Annotated in this window: 18 protein-coding genes; 6 read left to right on the forward strand and 12 right to left on the reverse strand. The window is 67.3% G+C overall.

The features are described 5' to 3' along the window. Positions 1-20 precede the first annotated feature (20 nt). The 3 genes from ACFV15_RS25720 to ACFV15_RS25730 all read right to left on the reverse strand — a co-directional run bounded on the left by ACFV15_RS25720 (position 21) and on the right by ACFV15_RS25730 (position 5,355). A complete protein-coding gene (locus ACFV15_RS25720) occupies positions 21-2,729 on the reverse strand; it encodes a Tat pathway signal sequence domain protein (RefSeq protein ID WP_378353154.1) in 2,709 nt (902 codons plus the stop codon). A 262-nt stretch (positions 2,730-2,991) separates the two neighbouring features. Then, positions 2,992-3,213 (reverse strand): hypothetical protein, encoded by a 222-nt coding sequence (locus tag ACFV15_RS25725; RefSeq protein ID WP_378353155.1) that lies wholly within the window; start codon positions 3,211-3,213, stop codon positions 2,992-2,994. 57 nt (positions 3,214-3,270) lie between these two features. Continuing rightward, complete coding sequence (locus tag ACFV15_RS25730; RefSeq protein WP_378353156.1) at positions 3,271-5,355, reverse strand: beta-galactosidase; 2,085 nt, start codon at positions 5,353-5,355, stop codon at positions 3,271-3,273. Positions 5,356-5,512: 157 nt separating this feature from the next. On the opposite strand from ACFV15_RS25730, the gene ACFV15_RS25735 reads away from it, so the two are divergent. From ACFV15_RS25735 to ACFV15_RS25760, 6 genes are all read left to right on the forward strand, one after another. Then, on the forward strand, positions 5,513-6,808 hold the full coding sequence (locus ACFV15_RS25735) for an ABC transporter substrate-binding protein (RefSeq protein WP_378353157.1): 1,296 nt from the start codon (positions 5,513-5,515) through the stop codon (positions 6,806-6,808). A 6-nt stretch (positions 6,809-6,814) separates the two neighbouring features. After that, positions 6,815-7,726, forward strand: a complete 912-nt coding sequence (locus ACFV15_RS25740; protein WP_378353158.1) for a carbohydrate ABC transporter permease — start codon at positions 6,815-6,817, stop codon at positions 7,724-7,726. After that, positions 7,723-8,568 (forward strand): carbohydrate ABC transporter permease, encoded by an 846-nt coding sequence (locus tag ACFV15_RS25745; protein WP_378353159.1) that lies wholly within the window; start codon positions 7,723-7,725, stop codon positions 8,566-8,568. Before ACFV15_RS25740 ends, ACFV15_RS25745 begins: the two co-directional genes overlap by 4 nt. 27 nt (positions 8,569-8,595) lie before the next feature. After that, the gene (locus ACFV15_RS25750; protein WP_378353160.1) at positions 8,596-9,642 is read left to right on the forward strand and encodes a LacI family DNA-binding transcriptional regulator; all 1,047 of its coding nucleotides are present in this window, start codon (positions 8,596-8,598) and stop codon (positions 9,640-9,642) included. A gap of 440 nt (positions 9,643-10,082) precedes the next feature. After that, on the forward strand, positions 10,083-11,126 hold the full coding sequence (locus tag ACFV15_RS25755; protein ID WP_378353161.1) for a glycosyl hydrolase 53 family protein: 1,044 nt from the start codon (positions 10,083-10,085) through the stop codon (positions 11,124-11,126). 10 nt (positions 11,127-11,136) lie between these two features. After that, the gene (locus ACFV15_RS25760; protein WP_378353162.1) at positions 11,137-12,177 is read left to right on the forward strand and encodes a rhamnogalacturonan acetylesterase; all 1,041 of its coding nucleotides are present in this window, start codon (positions 11,137-11,139) and stop codon (positions 12,175-12,177) included. A gap of 403 nt (positions 12,178-12,580) precedes the next feature. On the opposite strand, the gene ACFV15_RS25765 is transcribed toward ACFV15_RS25760, so the two are convergent. From ACFV15_RS25765 to ACFV15_RS25805, 9 genes are all read right to left on the reverse strand, one after another. Next, positions 12,581-13,417 carry an SGNH/GDSL hydrolase family protein gene (locus ACFV15_RS25765; RefSeq protein ID WP_378353163.1) on the reverse strand — a complete coding sequence of 279 codons (837 nt, stop codon included), beginning with the start codon at positions 13,415-13,417 and terminating at the stop codon, positions 12,581-12,583. A 67-nt stretch (positions 13,418-13,484) separates the two neighbouring features. Continuing rightward, positions 13,485-14,321 carry a glycoside hydrolase family 16 protein gene (locus tag ACFV15_RS25770; RefSeq protein ID WP_378353164.1) on the reverse strand — a complete coding sequence of 279 codons (837 nt, stop codon included), beginning with the start codon at positions 14,319-14,321 and terminating at the stop codon, positions 13,485-13,487. A 93-nt stretch (positions 14,322-14,414) separates the two neighbouring features. After that, entirely contained in the window at positions 14,415-15,311 is an 897-nt protein-coding gene (locus ACFV15_RS25775; protein ID WP_378353165.1) for a PmoA family protein, read from the reverse strand. Then, the gene (locus ACFV15_RS25780) at positions 15,302-16,384 is read right to left on the reverse strand and encodes a Gfo/Idh/MocA family protein (RefSeq protein ID WP_378353166.1); all 1,083 of its coding nucleotides are present in this window, start codon (positions 16,382-16,384) and stop codon (positions 15,302-15,304) included. Before ACFV15_RS25780 ends, ACFV15_RS25775 begins: the two co-directional genes overlap by 10 nt. Next, entirely contained in the window at positions 16,381-17,691 is a 1,311-nt protein-coding gene (locus ACFV15_RS25785) for an ABC transporter substrate-binding protein (RefSeq protein ID WP_378353167.1), read from the reverse strand. Before ACFV15_RS25785 ends, ACFV15_RS25780 begins: the two co-directional genes overlap by 4 nt. A gap of 21 nt (positions 17,692-17,712) precedes the next feature. After that, positions 17,713-18,564: a carbohydrate ABC transporter permease gene (locus ACFV15_RS25790; RefSeq protein WP_378353168.1), complete on the reverse strand. Its 852-nt coding sequence runs from the start codon at positions 18,562-18,564 to the stop codon at positions 17,713-17,715. Next, entirely contained in the window at positions 18,554-19,477 is a 924-nt protein-coding gene (locus ACFV15_RS25795) for a carbohydrate ABC transporter permease (RefSeq protein WP_378353169.1), read from the reverse strand. Before ACFV15_RS25795 ends, ACFV15_RS25790 begins: the two co-directional genes overlap by 11 nt. Positions 19,478-19,811: 334 nt before the next feature. Continuing rightward, on the reverse strand, positions 19,812-20,231 hold the full coding sequence (locus ACFV15_RS25800) for a DoxX family protein (RefSeq protein WP_378353170.1): 420 nt from the start codon (positions 20,229-20,231) through the stop codon (positions 19,812-19,814). A 595-nt stretch (positions 20,232-20,826) separates the two neighbouring features. After that, the gene (locus ACFV15_RS25805; protein ID WP_378353171.1) at positions 20,827-21,846 is read right to left on the reverse strand and encodes a LacI family DNA-binding transcriptional regulator; all 1,020 of its coding nucleotides are present in this window, start codon (positions 21,844-21,846) and stop codon (positions 20,827-20,829) included. Positions 21,847-21,987: the final 141 nt, after the last annotated feature.

A 21,987-nucleotide genomic window follows, 5' to 3' on the forward strand; every position in this document is an offset into this window, starting at 1 on the left:
GGAAGGCGCTTTCCCGGCCATCACCCGGCAGGCATGCGATCGCCGACCAGTGCCAGGCATTGGATGGCGGCCAGCCCATATTGCGCGGTCGCGTTGGTCGACACCCAGGTGGCTTCGTCGACCGGGTTCAGCACCGACGGCCCGGTGACCTTCGTGCTCCGCCACGGTGACGACGCCGGATAGCCGGCCTCCCCTTTGGCGAGTTCGGCCCAGGCGCGCGCCGCCAGCGCGGGGTCGTTCTTCTTGGCGGCTGCGTACGCGGTGAGCCGGGAATGCGCCTGCTTGAGGTTGAGGCTGCCGAACGACTGCCCGACCGCGGCGATCTGTTCCTCGGCCGTGCCGTTGTACAGCGTGCAGTACTGCAGCCACGCGCGCTCGAACTCGGGCAGGTTCGCGGCGGCGATGATCTCGCTGCACATCTCGACCAGCCCGAACACGGAGCTGAGATGGGAGACCGACACCGCGACCGTGTCGGTCGCGAACGTGCCCGTGGTGAGGTCGTACCGGCCCTCACCGGTGATGAAACCGTTGCGCAGCTTGCCGATCGCGGTCGCCGTGTTCAGCAGTTTCGTCTTCGCGACCGGGTCGCCGCCGCGCTCCCATTCGGTGAACCAGGCCGCCGCCAGCGCTCCCCAGTCCGTACCCAGCCCGATCGCCAGCGCGTGGGGATCGGGTTCATACGGCTCGGTGCGGATCTTGCGCAGCGGGTCGAGCGCCAGGAACGTCTTGTCGGCGTCGACCAGGTCGTGCATGAGATCGCCGATCCGCTCGTCCGCGGTGAGGAAGTAGAGGAACCGGCGGTTGGCCGCCGTGCTGATCCGCAGTTGCTTGGCGCTGTCCGCCCAGTGCTGCACGCCGTGCCGCGTGCCGAGGTCCGCGTACTTCCCGATGTGGTAGACGTCCACCTCGCCGGTGTGCCGGGTCATCGCCTCCGCCATGCGGAAGACGTCGGCACGGCCACTGCGCAGATAGCTGTACCAAAGCCACAGGTCGGTGCTCAGTTCCGAGTTGTCCCAGGCGTATCCGCCGACGTCGTAACGCCACTCGTGCCGGTCGTTGTCGTAGGTGTGCATGACGTCGCCGTAGTTCCAGAAGCCATACCACCGCCGTTGCTCGACCTGGTCGCGATAGAAGCCGAAGAGGAAGTCGAGCCGGTCTTCGAGCTGTGCCTTGGCCGGGGTGGACCGGTCGACCGGCGACCAGTCGCCGAAGACACCGGCGTCGCGCATCCACTGAGGTGTGGTGACGAGCAGCGGCGCGGACCGCACGACCGCGGCTTGGGCCGCGAGCCGCTCGGCCGACGGCGTGGCGCCCAGCGCCCAGAACGTCAGCTCGCTGGTGCGCGCGACACCGTACGGGTTCCCGAACCCCGGTTCGTAGTCCTCGTAGGTGATCTCGAGGCCTTCGAGCTGCTCGGGATAGGTGTCCATGCCCATGCCGTCGTGGTAGAAGCGCAGATCCATGGGCTGGGCGTCCGGCGACCACAACCACAGCGTGACCTCGGCCGACTCCCCCGCCGCGCCGCGGATGTCGAGCTGGGTGGGATGCAACTGCCAGAAGTCACGCATCCCGAAGGCGAAACCGCCGCTCACCCCGCCGACATAGCCGAAACCACCCGCGCGAGCGCCCGCGGCGGCATGGACCCAGCCCCGGCCCGCCTTGGTCCGCTTCCGGATGGCGTAGCCGTCGGCGGTCAGCTGGCTGAGGCTGTAGTCACCCCACGCGGGGATCAGGTTCAGCCGCGTGCTCACCCTGGTGTCCCATGTGGACACCTCGGGCGTGCGCCTGCCAGCGACCTGTGCCGCCCGCACGGCGGCGCCGGGGTCGCGGCGCAACCCGGTGATGCCGCGCACCGCTTCGGTGAACAGGCCGCCATCCGCGCTGGCGAACCGGACGTGGCGGTTATGCGGCTCGTCGGTCAGCGGTACCCGGAACCGCACCCCGAGGCCGCGGATGAAGTCCTTGTCGGCGTCTCCGTCGAAGACGAAGCTATGCACCATCCGGAAGTTCTCGGCGCCAGCGTGGAAGTACAACCGGATCGTGAACGGCAGCCATTCACGGCCGCCGCGCTCGGCGCGGTGCTTGCCCTCGATCCGCACCACCGCGCGCACCGGCCCGCTCTGCTCGACCGTCACCCGGTGCACCTCACCGCTGTAACGCTCCTGCCTGGGCACGCCCCCGTCCAGCTCGCCGGTCTCGTTCTGGCGCACGCACACCAGCTCGCCCGTCCTCGCCGTGACCCGGCCACCACGGGCGACCTCGTCGATCAGCACCTTGCCGTCGGTGTTGAGCACGCAGCGCAGCACACCGGTGTCCACGACGATCTTCCCGTACCGCCTGGTCACGGTGACCGCACTGGCCGGTGCGGCGGCAGGCCCCGGAGCCAGCCGGTACCGCTCGGCGGCCGGTGCGCCCGCGGGCACGGCGTGCGCGCTCCACTTCAGCGAACCATCCGGCCAGTAGCCGATCGGCCAGCTCTGCACCGGCACCTCGACGCCGCCGGAGGTACGCAGGCCGAATGACTGCCCCGGCTGGATCCGCCCTTTCGGCCAGGGCACTCCCCAGGTCACGCCGACCGGCTCGCCGGGAGGCCTGCCGTCGAGCCAGCGGATCTCGGCCGGTGCGCCGGGATCCGCCACGGCCTGGGCGGTGACGGCCAGCGGCAGCGCGGCCCCCGCCCCGGCGGCGACGCCGCTCTTCAACAAGGTCCGGCGGGTGAGCGGGGACATGCCTTGCCTCCAAAGGAATTCTGACGGAGAAGCTTGGATGGCCGAGTGCGCCTCATCGGCCGGTCCTCGTCGAGCTGAGGATCGAAGCGATTCGATTTCACGGTAGAACCCAGTCCCGGCAAACACAACGCCTTGGCCGAAACGGCCGTGAGTGGTATGGCCGGTTAAGGCCCCGGCTTCCCGCGTGGGAACCGGTCCCGGGGTCGAGCGTGCGCGTTTTGGGCCGCCCAACGTCCCAGAACGCGCACGCTCGGTGCGAGACTCAGCCGGCTATGACGAGCTCGAGGCCATCGACGGAGAGATACCCGTTTCCGCTCGCTGCCCGGATGGTGACGGTGGCGGCTCCGGCGGCCGGTGGGATGCCCGCGAGTTCGCGGCGCGTCCAGCCACTCGACGCCGGGATGGTGAGCGTGCGGGTGGTGCCCGCGGCGTCGGTGACCGTCACCTGCGCGGCGCTGAGCTGACCGGAGGTCTTGGCTGACACGGCCAGCTTGTAATTGCCCGAAATCGATTGAGCCGGTCGCGCCAAGGTGCCACCTTGTCACTGCTCGAAAACGCCGAGATCCGGCGCACTTTCGTGGCGAGGAAGAGGCAGTCGCCGCTCCGCTGCCCTCGTGGCGACCGGCGGCTGGACGACGACACGGACTCCCCCAGCGGGCACCACGACGTACCCGTCGACGCTCTCCCCCGTGAGCAGTTCCGCGCCTCGCGCGGCGACGGGAACGGTGACGTCCGCATCGGTGTGGTTGATCATGAACAAGTACCGGCCGTCGACGCCGTCGCGTTCGACCACTTCGACGTCACGGGGCAGGTCGGACGCGGAGAGCCCGGCGTCCGGCATCGCCTCGGAGAGCACGGCGTCGAGGCCGTCCGCGTCCAGGCACGCCGAGACGTACCAAGCGTAGCCACCGCCGATCGAATTCCGGGTGACCGCGGGCCGCCCGGCGACCGGACCATCCACATAGGACCACACCGGCACGGCGCCACGGAGCGTGAGGTACTCCGACCACACGCTCGCCGTCGTCCCGTTGTCGATCCGGATCCGCTCACCGGCGCGTAGCGGGGCGAACTCCTCCACCGTCAGTCCCAGCACGTCACGCAGCGCGCCGGGGCACGGTCCGGGATGGACGGTGTCACGCTCGTCCACGATTCCTGAGAAGCACGAGACGACCAGCACCCCGCCCTCCTCGACGTACCGGCGCAGGTTGGCGGCGGCGGCCTCGGTCATGACGTACAGCGCGGGCACGACGACCATCGAGTAGGCGCTCAGATCGGCTTCGGGGTGGGCGAAGTCGAGCGTCAGATGGCGGTCGTACACGGCGGCGTACCACGCGTCGGCGCGCTCGCGGGCGTCGAGATCGATGCTGGGCCGCCATTCCAGCCGCTGCGCCCACCATGACTCCCAGTCCCACAGCATCGCGATGTCCGCGCGCACCCGGCTGCCTCGGACGGGGGCGAGCGCGCCGATGTCGCGACCGAGCCGCACGACCTCACGCCAGGTCCGGCTTTCCGTGCCCGCGTGCGGGAGCATCGCCGAGTGGAACTTCTCAGCGCCGAAGCGGGACGCGCGCCACTGGAAGAACATCGCACCGTCCGAACCGCGTCCCACGTGCGCCAGGCTGTTGCGGGCCATCTCGCCGGGGCGCTTGGCGAGGTTCCGCGGCTGCCAGTTCACCGCGCCGGTCGAGTGCTCCAGCAGCAGCCATGGCTCCCCGTTCGCCAGCGAGCGGGTGAGGTCCGCGGTCATGGCGAGGTTGACGTGGGTCCGCTCGGCCTCGGCGACGAGATAGTGGTCATTGGTGACGATGTCGACCTCGCGCGCCCAAGCCCAGTAGTCCAGTGACTCACACTGCGACAGCGCCGTCATGAAGTTCGTGGTCACGGGGATGCCCGGCGACAGCCGGTGCAGCACGTCCCGTTCCCGCTTGAAGTTCTCCAGCAGCGCGTCGCTGGTGAACCGCGCCCAGTCGAGCTGCTGCGCCGGGTTGCACGCGGTCGGGGTGAGCCGCGGTGGCTGCACCTGGGTCCAGGAGTTGTAGACCTGGCCCCAGAATACGGTGCCCCACGCCTCGTTGAGCTCCTTGACCGTGGTGTAGCGGGCGGTCAGCCAGCGGCGGAACGCGGCCGCGGCGTCGTCGCAGTAGCACGCGCTGACCGGGACGCCGTACTCGTTGTGGACATGCCACAGCGCGACGGCCGGATGCGTGCCGTACCGGCCGCCGAGCTGCTCGGCGATCGAGACGATGGCCCGCTGGTACGCGGGATTGCAGTGGCAGATCGCCCCACGGCCACCGAACGCCAGGCGTACGCCGTCGCGCGTGACCGGCAGCGCGTCGGGGTGCTGTTCGTAGAACCACGCGGGCGGCACGACCGTCGGCGTCGCCAGGTCGACGCGGATGTCGTTCGCGTGCAACAGCTCCAGCAGGTGGTCCAGCCAGCCGAAGTCGTACTGGCCCGGCAGGGGCTCGACGAGTGACCAGGTGAAGATGCCGACACTGACCATGGTCACCCCGGCCTCACGCATGAGGCGCACGTCCTCCTCCCACACCGGCTTCGGCCACTGCTCAGGGTTGTAGTCGCCGCCGAACGCCAGTGCGTCCAATCCGGCAGGCCATTGCCACGCCATTCGCACCCCTGTTCCCGTGATCGTGCACAGTGAATTCTCATCACCTTTACCCAGGTAACCGCATGAGCAGCACTCTTGACAAGAGTTGCATCGGCGACCGTACTGTGAGCGTGCACAGTCACCAGCCCACCTTTCGCCCTCGACCCCGGAGGATCGGATGCAGCGCCGCGTCCCTCTCGCAGCCATCGCCCTGATCGGCTCGCTGACTCTGACCGCGTGCGGCGGCGACCAGCCCGCCACGGTGAGCGGGCCGGTCGAACTGACCGTGTGGTCGTGGGCGCCCAATCTGGACAAGGTCGTCGAGCTGTGGAACGCGGGTCATCCCGACGTCAAGGTCACCGTGCAGAAGCAGGCAGGCGGCGACGACATGGTCCCCAAGGTCATCACGGCCGAGCGGGCGGGCACCGGGCCGGACCTCGTGCAGGCGGAGTACCAGATGGTCCCGGCGCTGGTCTCCAACGACGTGCTCACCGACATCACGCGGTACGCGGGCGCGGCGAAGGACAAGTTCTCGGAGAACATCTGGAAACAGGTCACGCTGGGCGGGGACGCGGTGTACGCGATCCCGCAGGACACCGCCCCGCTCGCGCTGTTCTACCGTGACGACCTCTTCACGCGGCTCGGGCTGCGGGTGCCCACGACCTGGCCGGAGTTCGCCGACACCGCACGGGCGCTCAAGCAGAAGGACCCCGGGCGCGTGCTGACCACCTTCTCCAGCAACGACGCCGGCCTGTTCGCCGGACTGACCCAGCAGGCAGGCGCGACGTGGTGGACGACCTCCGGCGACACCTGGAAGGTCGCCGTCGACGACGAGCCGTCCCGCAAGGTCGCCGAGTTCTGGGGTGCCGCGGTAGCCGGCGGCGTGCTCGACAACCAGCCGATGTACACGCCGGCGTGGAACAAGGCACTCAACGACGGCACACAGATCGCCTGGGTGAGCGGGGTCTGGGCGCCGGGAACGCTGACCACCGCCGCACCGGACACCAAGGGCAAATGGAAGATGGCCCCGCTGCCGCAGTGGACGCCGGGCGCGGCCAAGACCGGCAGCTGGGGTGGCTCGGCCACCGGCGTCACGGGCAGCGCGGCGAAGCGGGGCAAGGCCGAAGTGGCCGCCAAGTTCGTCACCTGGCTGAACACCGCCCCCGAGGCGGTGACCGCGCTGGTGAAGGAAGCGGGCATCTATCCGGCCGCCACCGACGCGCAGACCGGCGGCGCGCTGACCACACCGGAGTTCTTCGGCAACCAGCCCGAGTTCTACCGGCTCGCCGCCGACATCGCCAAGGGCGCCGCCGCGGCGAGCTGGGGTCCCAACGTCAACGTCGCCTACTCGGCGTTCAAGGACACCTTCGGCAAGGCCGCGCAAGACAAGTCGGACTTCCTCACCGCGCTCACCGCCGTGCAGCAGGCCACGGTCGGCGACATGCGGAAGAACGGTTTCAAGGTCGAGGGCTGAGGGGCCATGGCGTCTCCCCGTACCACCAGACAGCTTGCGCCGTATGGTTTCCTCTCGCCCGCGATCGTCCTGTTCGGACTCTTCTTCGCACTGCCGATCGGCTACGCGATCCACCTGAGCCTGCACACCGTGCGGGTGAAAGGCCTCGGCCTCGGCACAAAAGCCCGCGAGGAGGTATGGGCCGGCCTGAGCAACTACTCGTCCGCGCTCACCGATCCCGAACTGCTGGCGGGCGCGGGCCGGGTGCTGCGCTACGGGGCGCTGCTCGTGCCCTTGATGCTCGGACTGGCGCTGCTGTTCGCGTTGCTGCTCGACACCGCGCGGATCAGGTTCCGCGCGGCGTCCCGGCTGGCGATCTTCCTGCCGTACGCGGTGCCCGGCGTCATCGGCTCGCTGCTGTGGGGCTTCCTGTACCTGCCGAGCATCAGTCCCGGTTATTTCCTGCTGCGGGCGGTGGGACTGAGCGGACCGGACCTGCTGAGCGGCGGCGGGCTGTACCTGGCGCTGGCCAATATCGCGGTGTGGGGCGGCACCGGCTTCAACATGGTCGTCCTCTACACCTCGCTGCGGGCCGTCCCGGCCGAGCTGTACGAGGCGGCCAGGCTCGACGGCTGCTCGGAGATCCAGATCGCGCTGCGGATCAAGGTCCCGATGGTGCTGCCCGCGCTCGTGCTCACCTTCTTCTTCTCCACCATCGCGACGCTGCAGGTGTTCGCCGAACCGATGACGCTGAGCCCGCTGACCAACTCACTGAGCTCCACCTGGAGCCCGCTGATGAAGGTCTACCGCGACGCCTTCGTCCAAGGCGGGTTGCATTCGGCCGCGGCGACCGCCGTGGTGATCGCGGTGACGACGCTGGTGCTGTCCTTCGGGTTCCTCAAGCTCGTCAACAAGCGCACCAGCGAGCCCACGTCATGAGCAAGGCGCGGACTCGCCGGACCGCCTGGTTGCCGACCGCGGTGTTGCTGCTGGGCGCTGTCTACTGCCTCGTCCCCGTGCTGTGGGTGGTCATGGCCGCCACGAAGAGCAGAGACGAGCTGTTCAGCACGTTCACCTTCCTGCCAGGCTCCGGCTTGCTGGACAACCTGGGCGACCTGACCGCCTACCGCGACGGGGTGTTCTGGCGCTGGATGGCCAATTCCGTCCTGTACGCCGGGGTGGGCGCGCTGCTGTCGGCGGCGGTGTCGGCGGTGAGCGGCTACGCGCTGGCGAAGTTCCGGTTCCGTGGCAGTGGCGTGATCTTCACGGTACTGCTGGCCGGTGTGCTCATGCCGCCGATCACTCTGGCCGTTCCGCAGTATCTGCTGCTGGCCAAGGTGGGGATGGCGGGGACCTACTGGTCGGTACTGCTGCCCAGCATCCTGAGCCCGTACGGCGTCTACCTCGCCCGTGTCTACGCCGCGGCCGCGGTGCCGGACGAGGTGCTGGAAGCGGCGCGCGTCGACGGCGTGCGCGAGCTGAGGCTGTTCACGTCGATCGCGCTGCCGATGCTGCGGCCGGGGCTGGTGACGATCTTCCTCTTCCAGTTCGTCGCGATCTGGAACAATTTCCTGCTGCCGTACATCATGCTCGGCGACGACCGGCTGTTCCCGGTCACGGTGGGCCTGTTCGGTCTCCTGCAGCAGGGTGCCGGTATTCCGGCCCTCTACACGCTCGTGATCACCGGGTCGCTGCTGTCGATCGTTCCCCTGATCGCGCTGTTCCTGGGCCTGCAACGCTACTGGCGCGTCGATCTGCTGTCCGGGGCCGTAAAGTCGTGACCACGGGTGACGACAGATGAGGAACCGATGACGGAGACGACGCCGCACAGGCGGACACGGGCACGCGGGAAGCGCCCGCCGACGATCCACGACGTCGCGGCGCAGGCCGGTGTCTCCCGTGGCACCGTCTCACGCGTTCTGCAGGGCGGGCACAACGTCAGCCCCGCCGCGCAGGAGGCGGTCAACGCCGCCATCCGCAAGCTCGGCTACGTGGTGAACCGGGCGGCACGCAGCCTGGTGACCCAGCGCGCGGGTTCGGTGGCGTTCCTGCTCTCGGAGACGCAGGACCGGTTCTTCCAGGACCCCACCTTCACCACTTTGCTGCGCGGCTGCACCGAAGCGCTCGCCGAGCACGACCTCCCCCTCGTCCTGATCACCGCGGGCACCGACGCCGAACGCCGCCGCATCTCCCGCTACCTCTCGGCGAGCCCCGTCGACGGCGTGCTGCTGATCTCCACCCACCGGGACAACCCGATGATCGAGCAGCTGCGCCAGGCCGAACTGCCGTTCGTGTGCTGCGGCAAGCCACTCGGCCAGCGCGGCACGGTGTCCTACGTGGCGGTCGACGAACGCGAGGGCGCCAGGGACATGGTGCGCCACCTGCTCGAGTCCGGCCGCAAGCGCGTCGCGACCATCGCGGGCCCCGAGGACACCCCCGGCGGGCTGGAACGGCTGGTCGGCTATCGCGAGATGCTCGCGGAGCACGGCATCGCCTACGACGAGCGGCTGGTGGCGACGGGTGACTACAGCTGGGCGAGCGGCGAGTCGTGCATGGAACAACTGCTCGAGCGCGTGCCCGACCTCGACGCGGTGTTCGTCGCCTCCGACCTGATGGCAACGGGTGCGTTGACAGCGCTCGATCGGGCCGGCCGCCGGGTGCCCGCCGACGTCGCCGTCGGCGGGTTCGACGACGCACCGCTCGCGCTGACCGCCCGTCCCCCGCTGACCACGATCCGGCAGCCGTGGAATCGCATCAGCGAGGTCATGGTGCGCCAGCTGCTCGCACAGATCGACGGCGAGGGGCCCGCCACGGTGATACTGCCGACCGAGCTCGTCGTTCGCGACTCGACGTAAAGCGCAGGGCGCCTGGGGTTGTGGCCGGCATCGGCGGCTGGAAACCGGCCGATACCGCCCACACCCCCACCAACCGGACGGCTGAGTGGACCCTCACGCCGCGTTACTGTGTACGTTCACACAGATAGCGCATTGATCAGAGATCCTACTTAAGGTTCTATCTGACCAGATCACACATCGCATAGTGTGTACGTTCACACCACTCGTGCAGAGCCCTGCCTCGCTTACTCGATCAAAGGAGATCGAATGACGGCGTTCGGGATATCCGGCCACACCCATCGGGCAGGTGGCCGACTTCGCCGCCGCGGGGAAAACCGGACGCGTTCAGCCGCAGCGCCATTTCCTGGTCCTTTTCGCATTCCTCACCAAGGAATCTGCCCGGCCATGGACTGGACCGGCTCCTGCTTGCGTGAAAAGCGGGGCACAGAAAGGAACTTGCCATGAACGAAACGGACCGGACGATTCCAGGCGGGCTCTCCAGGCGCAGCGTGCTGATCGGCGCGGCCGCGGGCGCGGGCGCGCTCGCACTGGGCTCGAGTGTGCTGGCGCCCCCGGCGTCGGCCGCGACCTTCGTCAAGGGCGCCGACATCAGCTGGATGCCGCAGATGGAGGCCAACGGCTACTACTGGCTCAACAAGTCCGGCCAGCGGCAGGACCTGTTCACCATCCTCAAAAGCTACGGCATCACCGCCATCAGCCTGCGTACCTGGGTGAACCCGTCCAACAGCCCCACCGACGGGCACTGCAACATCCAGGAGACCGCCAAGATGGCGCAGCGCTGCCGCGACGCGGGCCTGGACGTCATGCTCGGGTTCCACTACGGCGACACCTGGAACTCCGTCGGCAAGCAGAATCCGCCCAGGGCGTGGGCGAGCATGAACTACAACCAGATGCGTGACGCACTGCGCAGCTACGTCGACGCCTCGTTGAAGGTCCTCAAGAACGCCGGTGTGACCCCGGCCTGGGTGAAGAACGGCAACGAGACCAACAAGGGCATCTGCGGCGCTGTCGGCAGCGTCAGCAGGGGATCCCAGATGACTGGCCTGTTCAACGCCGCCTACGACGTGTCCAAGCAGATCTTCCCGACGACACCGGTTCTCGTCCACCTCGCCCAGCCGCAGAAACTGGACAGCGTCCGCACCTTCTTCAACGCCTACCGCGGCAACGGCGGCAAGTGGGACATCACCGGCCTGTCCTCCTACGCCCAAGGGTCCAACGTGCCCGTCATCCTCGGCGCCATGAAGACCATCCAGTCCAGCTACGGCAAGCCGATCATGCAGGTCGAATACGGCGGCCCGATCGGCAACGCCAACCAGGTTCGCGACTCCTTGCGGCAGCTCATCACCGGCCTCAAGGGCATGGGCGGCCTCGGCACCTTCTTCTGGGAGCCCGAGGGCTACTCACCGTTCACCGGCTACAACATGACCGCATGGGGCAGCAACCGACGCCCGACGGCGGCCATGGACGGTTTCCTCAACGTGTGACAGGAGAATCATGTCCCTCAAGCGCTTGGCACTCCTCGCGGCCGCGGTGAACGCGGCCGCACTGGTCCCGATTCCCGCCGCGGCGGCACCGACGGCGTTGCCGCCGCAGTGCTCGGGCACCGCGCCCATCACCTGCAGTTTCAGCGTCGCACCCGGCAACTACACCGTGACAGTGGATATCGGCAGCTCCACCAAAGCGGCCAACACCTCGATGTCGGTGGAGGCGCGCAGGCAGGTGTTGTCCGCCGTCTCCACCACCGCGGGCCAGGTCGTCCGCACCACGGCGACGGTCAACGTCCGCAACCCCGAAGGCCAGCCGACCGGCCAAGGCGGCACCGGGACAGCGGGCCTGCAGATCACGTTCAGCGGCAGCGCACCCGCGATCGGGGCGCTGACCGTGACCCCGGCCAGCGCCCCGCTGGTCGCCTACCTCGCGGGTGACTCGACAGTCTGCGACCAGCCCACCGCCCCCTACACGGGGTGGGGCCAGATGCTGCCCGCCAGGATCCGGAGCGGCGCGGTGGTCGCGAACTACGGGGACTCCGGCGAAAGCTCGGGCAGTTTCCTGTCCAACAGTGCGCTGTTCCCGAGAATGAAGCCACTGATCAAGAGCAAGGACCTGGTCTTCATCCAGCTCGGGCACAACGACAAGACCACCACCGCGTCGGCCTTCCGCGACAACCTCACCCGCCTGGTCAACGGCGTGCGCGAGCGCGGCGGGATCCCGGTCTTGATGACCCCGCCGGTCCGAAGGCTGTTCAACGGCACCAAGCTCACCTCGACCGCGTTGCACGTCAACAGCGTGGGCGTCGACCTGCCCTCGGTGATCAGGGCACTCGGCAAGAGCGCGAACGTCCCCGTGATCGACCTGACCGCGAAGAGCAAGGCGCTCGTCGAGTCGATGGGGCCGTCGGCGTCGCAGGCGCTGTACCTGACCAAGGAGGCCAACGACAACACCCACTTCTCCGTCCACGGCGCGACGGAGATGGCGAACCTCGTCGTACAGGGCGTTCGGGAGCTGAACCTGTCGCTGGCCGGGTTCTTGCGCTGACGCCGGGGATGGCGGTTCGCCCACATCAGGTGAGTTGATCTTCGCGAGAGGAAGAATCCGGCCGCTCAACGTCCGGATTCTTCCTCTCGCTTCATGCTGGGCTCGCGTAGGCGCTCTACCTGGCACAGCTAGGTTTCGCGCCGGCCTGGGCGGGTGGTGACTTTGCTGCATCCAACGCAGCAGAGGTTCCACTCGCTCTTGCCGGTGAGGTCAGACTCTCGCGGTGGTCGTGGCGCGATGGCTTTGCGGCGTTGGACGACGCAAAGCCATCGCACCGGCCTTCGATGCCGCAGCCAGAGCAGATGAGGGCCTAGTTCACCACACCTTTGCCCTTCCACTCAAAAAGCCAGGGCCCCTCCGCCGAGCTCGGCGGAGGGGCCCTGTCAGCGAGCCCGAGTACCTGTCACTTGAGCAAGTTCGCGAGCGGAATTCCCTGGGTGCGCAACGCCTTCGCCACGACACCGGCGATCTGCCGGGCTCCTGCCGCCTCGAAGTGCGTGTGGTCGTTGCAGAAGAAGGCGCCGACGGCGCCCTTGGTGTAGTCGCCGTTGTTGGGGCACAGCTTGAGGGTGTTGTAGAGCGTGTAGCTCAGTTTGTGCAGATCGATGACCGGAACCTGGTTCGCCTGGCCGGCGTCCGTCGTCTCCTTGAGGAACCCGCGGTTGCCGACGGCCGTGCCGCCGTTGCAGGTGATCGCCGCGACAGGCGTCAGGAAGATCGGGTGAACGCCTCTGTCCTTGGCCGCCTTGGCCATCATGGTGAGCAGCTCGCGGTAGCGGGCGGGGCCGACATGCCGAGGGCAGTTGCGGTCGCCGTCGTTGATGCCGAACTGGATCATCAGGTAGTCGCCCGGCCGCATGCCGGTCGGCGCGAGCATGTCGCGCCAGCGTGGGGCGAATGTCTTGGGGCTCACCACGCATTCACCGGCCGAGTCCTTTGTCTTCGTCACGTTGGACTCGTACAACCAGGTCTGGATACTCCGGCCGGCCACCGCGTTGTTGACCACCGTGACGGGGTCGGTGAACAGCGCGTCGAACTGGCTCCCCCAGCCGACCGGGCAGCTGGATTGCGGATTGGACATGGTCGAGTCGCCCGCGAGCCAGACCTTGACGGTCGCGGCACGCGCTTGGCCCGTGGCGGCAGCGGCGGAGCAGGGTCGCTGCTTCGCCGTTGCCGCGCCGACCATGGTGGTCATCGACAGCACGACGAGCGCGGCCAGTGTCAGTACTCGTTTTCTCATGGATGTCTCCAGACTGCTCTTGGCTGGAAAGTCGAAAACGTGCTCACGTGGGCACAGAAGCCGGCGGCTAACCCTTGCGGTAAGCGCGGAAGTAATCCACCACGAATTCCTTCGGCCTCGGGTCGGACGGATCAACGGATCCGGTCCAGCCCGCGTTCTCGTAGATGCCCAGCAGGAACGCCGACGCGTAGGCAGGCGAAGCGTTGATCGTCTTCTTCAGTACGTTGTCGACGTAGAGCTTGAGCTGGGTGGGTGTCCACTCGAGTGCGTAGATGTGCATCTCGCTCGCCAGATCGAACCCGACACTGATCGAATGGTTGACTTCCGGGACGTTCGGGTCCGACCACTTGTGCAGGCTGAAGTTGAAGTTCCGCGGCGTGCGGCCAGGGTGCTCCATGATGTCGACCTCGGCTCGCTGGGACGGCGTGTCCTGCTTCCCCGCTGTCCAGAACGCGGCATGGAGCCCGCTTCTCGCGGAGGTCTTCGCCCGGATCTCGAAATAGCCGTACTTGGGCGCGTACTTCCAGACGTCGGGAATCGAGTGATCCTGAGGCGATGTCTTGTGCAGACCGGTCTTCTGACCTGTCTGGATACTGGACACCTTCATCCGGTCGCCGTTGGCGTAGTAGGTCGGCTGGTCATTGTCGATCCGCAGTACGAGTGCGTTGTTCCTGAAGCCGTAGCGTGCCCTGGAACGCCATTCCGCGGTCCTCGACTCGAGGTAGTTCGTGATCCAGAGCGCCGGGTCGAGGCTGCCGTTGAATTCGTCATGCCGATCGAGGATCCAGCCTGGTTTGTTCAGCGGGTTCGCCGGTATGTCGGCGGCGCCGGCAGGCTGGGCTGAACCGACACCGAGTAGCACCGTGGTGGCCAGGACGGGCCAGATCGCGACCGTTCTCGTCACTCTTCGAATACCTGAACGCATTCCGCTCATCGCTACCATCTCCTTGGAATTGTCTTCAGAAGCTGCCGGCCTGCGGGTCGAGTAGCCGGGACATCACCACGGATGTCCCTCCACATAGGATTCGAGGCGGTCCCTGTCCCATGCGCCGTCCGCGATCACGACGCGGTAGCGCAGCTTCAGGGTGTCCCCCGGAACGAGTTCGAGGGGGTCGAAGAACGCGAAGGACGGGTTGACCGCGGGAAACGGGGTGTTGCGCAGGAACCAGTGCGTGCTCTTGTTGTCAGGGTGGTCCATGAACAGCATCGTCGAGGCATGGTCGACCTCGTCGTGGTGACCGATGTAGGCCAGCCAACGGGCAGGCTTGCCCATGATCTCCGGGCCGCCGAGCCCGTCGGCCCCGATCACCTCACCGTCGGTGAACGCCCGCGGACCACGCCAGAACAAACCGGTGTACCCGGCCATTTCCCGCCCGTTGGTCGTGGGACTGCCCAGTACCAGCGGCTCGGCGCGGGTGTTCGTCAGCGCCGTGCCGAATTCGAGCGCCCACGTCCCGTCGTCGACGTCGCGGACGACGAGCTCGCGTACCTCGTCCACCCAGTGCTCGCCCGCTTGGGTGTGCCAGGTCAGCCGCTCTTCGAAGCTGACGCGCGCGGGCCCTTGTTCGCCGATGACGAAGTCCTCGTGCCGCATCGACCCGACGTTCGGCAGTTCCACATAGCCCTGGTCGCGGACATAGGTCACGCCACCCCAGAAGTTCTGCCCTGACACGTCGGTCGCCGTCAGCTGGATGCCCTTGTGCCACCGATGATCGTTCGGCCGATAGGCCGTGACCACGTGCCCGGCGAGTGTCCGGACGGGATGCAGGTACGGCTTGGAGCCTTCGAACGGAATCGTCTCCGGCCGATAGACGTACTCGAGGATCTCCACTTCGCCCGCACTCACCACGAGCGCTTCGTCATCGCGGCGGGTAATCGCGAGGTTCACTGCCACGGCGCGCCGGTCCCTTCCATCGACTTGTAAAACGGATCGCCAGGGATGATCTCGCCGCTGGAGACGGGCTTCGCCGTGAAGGCGGACGCGTAGAGCGCGGCGACGAACTCCATGGTGTTCCGCGCGTCCGCCAGCCCGACCGGTGGCACCTCGTCACGGTCCACCGCGTCGTACAGGGCCTCGATCTGGCATCCGTGACCGCTGACCAGATCCGATTTCTCTTCGTCCCACAGCGAAAGGAGGTCGCCATGACCGGCGACCGGGTGCACGGACCAGTCCGCGTCGGTGTAGCCGTACAGGTGCTCCACCTCGACGGTGGCGTACTCGTAGTCGAACCGCAGCATCGAGGTCTCCCGTGGCGATACGACGGAATTCACGACCGTCGCCACGGCACCGCTCGCGAAGGTCACCACCGCCATGGAGACGTCCTCGGTCTGCACGTCACGCGCCCGCCGGGCGGCCAGCGCGCGAATCTCCCGCCACGGACCGAGTATCGACAGCATCAGGTCGAACTGGTGGATGCCGTGCCCCATGGTGGGACCGCCGCCTTCGCTGTCCCAGGTCCCCCGCCACGGCACGGCGAAGTAGTCGTCGTCGCGGTACCACAGCGTGGCGCAGCTGGCCAGCAACGGCCTGCCGAGCCGGCCATCGGCCGCCAGCCGCCGCAGCCGGACCGCCGCAGGACCGAACCGGTGCTGGAACACGGTCGCGACGTGTCCGGTGGAGGCCCGCTCCGCTTCGATGAGCTCGTCCATCTCGGCGAGGGACAGCGAGGGGGGCTTCTCCACGAACACGGTCACGCCCGCGGCAAGGCACTCGAGTGCGATGGGCGTATGGTGCCGCGGCGGCGTACACAGGTGGACCACGTCGAGGATCTCCCTGTCCAGCAGCGCACGAGTGCTCGCATAGCTACGAGGGACGCCCCATTTGGCCGCGAACGCGCTCGCCCTGTCCATGTCGACGTCGACCACCGCGACCAAGATGACCCTGTCTCCGGCAGCGCGCAAGGCCGTCATATGAGCCTCCGCGATCGCACCCGTCCCGACGATGGCGACGCGATGAGTGCGGTTCATCGGGCGGCGTCCACTTCGGACTGGAGTTCCTTGATGAACGCCGTCGCCGCCTGCTCGGGGGTCGACCGGCCGAAGAGAACGTTCTCGGTGTGCCGCTTGAGGATCGCCTCGATGGTGCTGGCACCGTTCGGTGTCACCCTCGGCGGATCGCTGACCGGGAGCTTGTCAAGGAACTCGGCCGCGATCTTGTCGGTTTCCTTCAGTTTGTCGTTGATGGCCGCGCGAAGCTTCTTGTTGGCGGGCACACCGCGCTCGGTGAGCAGGACATTGGCCGCTTCTCCGTTGTTGCCGAGAAAGCTCACGAACGCGGCGGCCTCGGCCGGGTGCTTGGAGCGGGCCGAAACCGACCAGAACATGGATGGCTTGTAGTACGCCGAAGGCGCCTTGGCCTGCGCCTCGCCTGGCAGCCTGAGCAGCTTGAGCTTCGCGCCACTGGCCGCCGTCACAGCCGTCAGCTGGGTGTTCCACCATGCGCCGAACGCGGCCGTATTGGTCGCGGTGGCGGACTGGGGCAGCCCGGCGGAGGCCTTCTCGACGGTCACCGGCGGCGGCGGCGCGATCCCGTTCTTGGCGAGGTCGAGCAGGTAGGACCAGTAGTCCTGGAGAACCTTCGGCGGCACGACCACCTTTCCCTTGTCGTCGAACAGGGACGCACCGGCCTGACGAGCCCAGATGTTCAGTCCACCGGCGTCGTTGAACCCGAAGGACTGGATGCCCCACACGGTGCCGCCGCCCGCCTTGGAAACCTGCTCGCCCGCCTTGCGCAGGTCTTCCCACGACCACTTCGTGTCGTCGGGCAGCGCCACGCCGTACTTGGCCAGCAGGTCGGTGTTCACCACGATCGAATACGCGGAAAGGCCGACCGGCAGCGCGTACTGCTTGCCGTCGATGGCGCCGGTGGCCAGCGCCTTGCCGTCAAAGCCTGCGGTGTCGAGATGTTTGCGCGCCTCGTTGAGGTCCAGCAGCGCGCCACGCTCGGCATACGAAGCCAGATAGAGCTCGTCCATCTGGATGATGTCCGGCGCGTCGTTGGCGGCCACGGTCGTGGCGAGGCTGTCCCAGTACCCGTTCCACTCCTTGAATTCACCGCGCACGGTGATGTTCGGGTGCTGTTTCTGGAACAGCTCGATGACCTGCTGGGTCCGCTTGTGCCGGTCATCCGAGCCCCACCAGGTGAAGCGCAGGGTCACCGGTTCGGCGGACAACTCCCGCCCGGCGTCGGAGCCGCCCGAGCAGGCCACCGGCAATGCGGCCGATAGCGTTAACATGGACGCCAGCATGAGCCGGCGGATCACCTTGGTGCGCATGGCGAAGAAGCTCCCTTCCGGCTACTTGCCGCCGGTTGTGGCGATTCCCCTGACGAGGTATCGCTGTCCGAAGAGGAATGCCAGGAAAATAGGGACGAGCGACAGTACGTTCATCGCGAACAGCGAACCCCACGACGTCGAAACGGTCGAGTCGACGAACGTCCGCAGTGCGACGGGCACGGTGTACATGTCCGGGTCAGTCAGGTAGATCAGCTGGCTGAAGAAGTCGTTCCACGTCCAGATGAACGTGAAGATGGCGGTGGTCGCCAGTGCGGGTTTCATCAGCGGCAGGATGACGCGCAGGAAGATACGGGGATGACCGCAGCCGTCGATGCGCGCGGCCTCGTCCAGTTCCCTCGGCAGGCCGCGGATGAACTGCACCATCAGGAAGACGAAGAACGCGTCCGTGGCCAGCAACTTCGGCGCGATCAACGGCAGGAAGGTGTTCACCCAGCCGAGCTGGGAGAACAGGATGTACTGCGGGACGATGATCACGTGGATCGGCAGCATGATCGTGCCGAGCATGATCCCGAACCACCACCGCTTGCCGGTGAACTCCAGGCGCGCGAAGGCGTAGGCGGCCATGGAGCACGACACGAGGTTGCCGATGATGCAGCCGACGACGACGATCGTCGAATTGACCAGGTAGAGCCCGAACGGCGAGGACAGCGCGTTCCAGCCCTGCGTGTAGTTCTCGGTGCGCAACGAGTCGAGCACCAAGCCGGGCGAGCGGAAGATCTCGTCGTCCGGCCGCAGCGAGCTGACGACCATCCACAGCACCGGGTAGAGCATCACGATGCCGAGCAGGATGAGGCCGAGGTGCTTGGCTGGCGTGGAAAGCCGCCGCATCGGTCGCATGAGGTCAGTCGTCATAGAACACCCAGAATTTCGCGGCCCAGAAGTTGATGGCGGTGAACGCGCCGATGATCAGGAGCAGGAACCAGGCCAGCGCGGAGGCGTAACCCATGTCGAACCGGCTGAAACCCTGCTGGTACAGGTAAAGCGTGTAGAACATGGTCGAGTCCGACGGCCCGCCGGTTCCGTTCGAGACCACGAACGCCTGGGTGAACGACTGGAAGGCGTGGATGATCTGCAGCACCAGGTTGAAGAAGATGATCGGCGACAGCAGCGGAAGGGTGATGTGCCGGAAACGGGACCACCTGCCCACTCCGTCGATCGCCGCGGCCTCGTAGTAGGCGACCGGTATCTGGCGCAACCCGGCCAGGAAGATGATCATCGGCGCGCCGAAGGTCCAGACGTTGAGCACGATGAGCGTCGACAACGCCGTGTCCGGGTCGGAGATCCAGCCTTTTCCCTGGATGCCGAAGAAGCCGAGCACGCGATTCAGCAAACCCTCGGCGCCGAAGAGCTGGGTCCACAGCACCGCGATCGCGACACTCGACCCGAGCAGTGACGGCAGGTAGAACGCCGAACGATAGAACGCCAGCCCGCGCAGGCCCCGGTCGAGCAGCATCGCGACGCCCAGCGCGAAGGCCAGCTGCAGCGGCACCGACACCAGCACATAGGTGAAGGTCACCCGCAGTGCGTTGTGCAGCCGCTCGTCGGTGAAGATGCGGGCGAAGTTGTCCAAGCCGGTGAACTTCGGCGGCTGGATCAGGTTGTACTTGGTGAAGCCGAGGCCGAGCGAGGCCACGACCGGGCCCGCCGTGAGAAAGACCAGCCCGGCGGACCAAGGCGCCAGGAACCAGAACGCGGCCTTGTTGTCACGCTTGCGGCCCTTGGCGCCGTCTCGCCGTAGCTTGCGGAACTCGTTGAGCGCGGTCATATCACCCGCGCCCGGCGGGAGGTGGCCGGAGAGCTGAGTGGCCGTTCGGACAAACCATGATCACAACTCCGTGAATCAGGTATCTTGGAAAACGCTTTCCACCCTGGCATTCGTATTTCTCCGCGTCAAGTGTCGGTCTGATCACCGTGCGCATGACACCCGTTCTGCGGAATTTTCTTGCTACTGACCTGCGCCTGCGTACTCCCACGGAGGTTGTCGCAGCATCGGCGTCCCGATGATCTCGTGACTCTACCCTGGCAGGCAGGTAGCCTGTCGACGTATCAGTGGAAAACGTATTCCTCATCCGGCCGGCAGCTGACGGCGACCCGGATGGTCAGACGGGGGAAGACACGCGTTCGGGGCGCCTGCCCCGCGTCACCACTCGGGCGAGCGCGAACCGGCCGGACCCGATCACCGCGATCAGGAGCAGCGCCCAGCAGAACATGATGGCCGCTTCACCACCGTTTTCGAGCGGCCACAACGCTTTCGGCTGGTGCGCGACAAAATAGGCGTACGCCATCGAACCCGACCCGAGTATGGCCGCGGGCCTGGTGAAGATCCCCAGGAAGATGAGCGCTCCGCAGACCAGCTGGATCATCGCCGCCCACCAGCCGGGCCAGGTGCCGACCGGCGTCGCCGCCTTGGCGCCCAGCAGGCCGAACACCGTCTTCACGCCGTGACAGGCGAACAGAAATCCCACAACGATGCGATAGAGCCCGATGACGTGCTCTCGAGCGGCATCCAGCCGATGCACGGTACCTCCACGGCGAACATCGAGGCGATAGTGCCCCGCGGACAGAAGAAACTCCGGCCACCGCTCGGCACAGACGCGGGAAAGCCGGTCACATTCGAGTAACGCGCGACGGATACTGCCGCTGACGCTCCGCCGGAGGATCCTCCAGCGGAGCAACACTTCCCCGGTTGCCCGGTCCGACCGGCCATCTCGGCGGCAGCCACGGAGCGAGCATTGGGAACGTTCCCAGAGACATCACGATACCCGGGAGGCGGTGCCGTGTAAACAAATCACGCTGATCCGGTCAGAGTTCATCGAGCGCGGCAGGACGCACCCGGAAGCGGTGCTGCCCGCACTCGCCCACTGTCCACAAAAGACAGCTCAGTCCCGGCGATAGTGGCCTATGGAGGGAAAGTCCAAAGGTGGCGTGCGAGTGGAAGCTTTGCTGCATCCAACGCAGCAGAGATTCCACTCGCTCGCGGCACGCCGAGGTCGTCGTGGGGGTCGTGAGTGTTCCCGCCGGTTCTAACCGGCCGTACCACTCACGACCCCTGGCCGTGCACCTTCGCGAAGCGAGGGTGCCCCCCGAGTGCGTACTACGCACCCAACGGTCCCCTCACCTCACACTGTCCCGTACGACCAGCCGCCCCTCGACGGTCACGTGGGTGACCGCGTCGGGTTCGCCGAGTGCGAGCCGGATCGCCTCGGTCCCGGCATACGCGAGCGGCAGCGCCACGGTGGTGAGCCTCGGCGTGACGTTGACCGCCAGCCGCGTGTCGTCGAACCCGGTCAACGACACGTCGCGCGGCACCATCACCCCTGCCTCCCGCAGAGCGCGGAGCACGCCGACGGCGATCAGGTCGTTGGCCGCGAGGATGGCGTCGGTCCCGTCCAGACCTTCGGCGGCGAGCCGGCGTGCCGCATCGAAACCGCCCTCCCTGCTCACCTCGCAGTGCACGATCCGTACGGCTGACTCCTCTACGCCGCCCGTCCGGAGTCCGTCGACGAACCCGGTGGTCCTGGCCGACTGGGCCGCCTGGCGGGCGCCCGCGATGATGGCGACCCGCCGGTGCCCCTTCTCGGCCACGTGGCGGCCGAGAACGCGAGCGGCACCGAGGTTGTCGAAGCCGACCGAGTGGAACGGCAGATCCGTGTCACCGACGATCACCACCCGCCCGCCGTCGTGCTCGTAGGCACGCAACTCCGCGAGCAGCCTGCCCGCGAGTGCGTCGGCGCTGACCCGGCCCGACGTCAGCACCAGCGCCCGCGGCCGTAGTGCGCGAACCCGGTGGATGGTCTCGAGCTGGCGTTCGGGGTCACCTCGCGTCGCCGAGACGGTGACGAACGCGCCAGCGGTGCTGGCCTCCCGCTCCATCGCGGACACCACGACCGCCATCGAAGGCGTGGTGAGGTCGTCGGCGATGAGCGCCAGCGAGTCGCTCATCCGTCGCATCGCCCGCGCGGAGGCGTCGGCCGTGTAGCGCAGCCGCTCGGCCGCGGCCCGCACCCGCTCCCGCAGCCCGGCCGCGACGGTACGGGAGCTGCCGCCCAGCACCCGCGACGCGGTCGCGAGCGACACCCCGGCCTCGGCCGCCACGTCGTGCAACGTCACGGTGCCCCGTGCCGGATGCGGCATCACTACCCCCTTTTCGAACGCGCCGACGTGGTAAGCAAGCACGGACGCGATACCGTGAAGCCCACCTCAGAAAACGCATTCCACCACCCACGGTCCGGATTCACAAGGACCTGGCTGATCAAACGAAACGAGACGGCACCT

The sequence above is a fragment of the Amycolatopsis sp. NPDC059657 genome, from assembly GCF_042734395.1.
Classification (GTDB): Bacteria; Actinomycetota; Actinomycetes; order Mycobacteriales; family Pseudonocardiaceae; genus Amycolatopsis.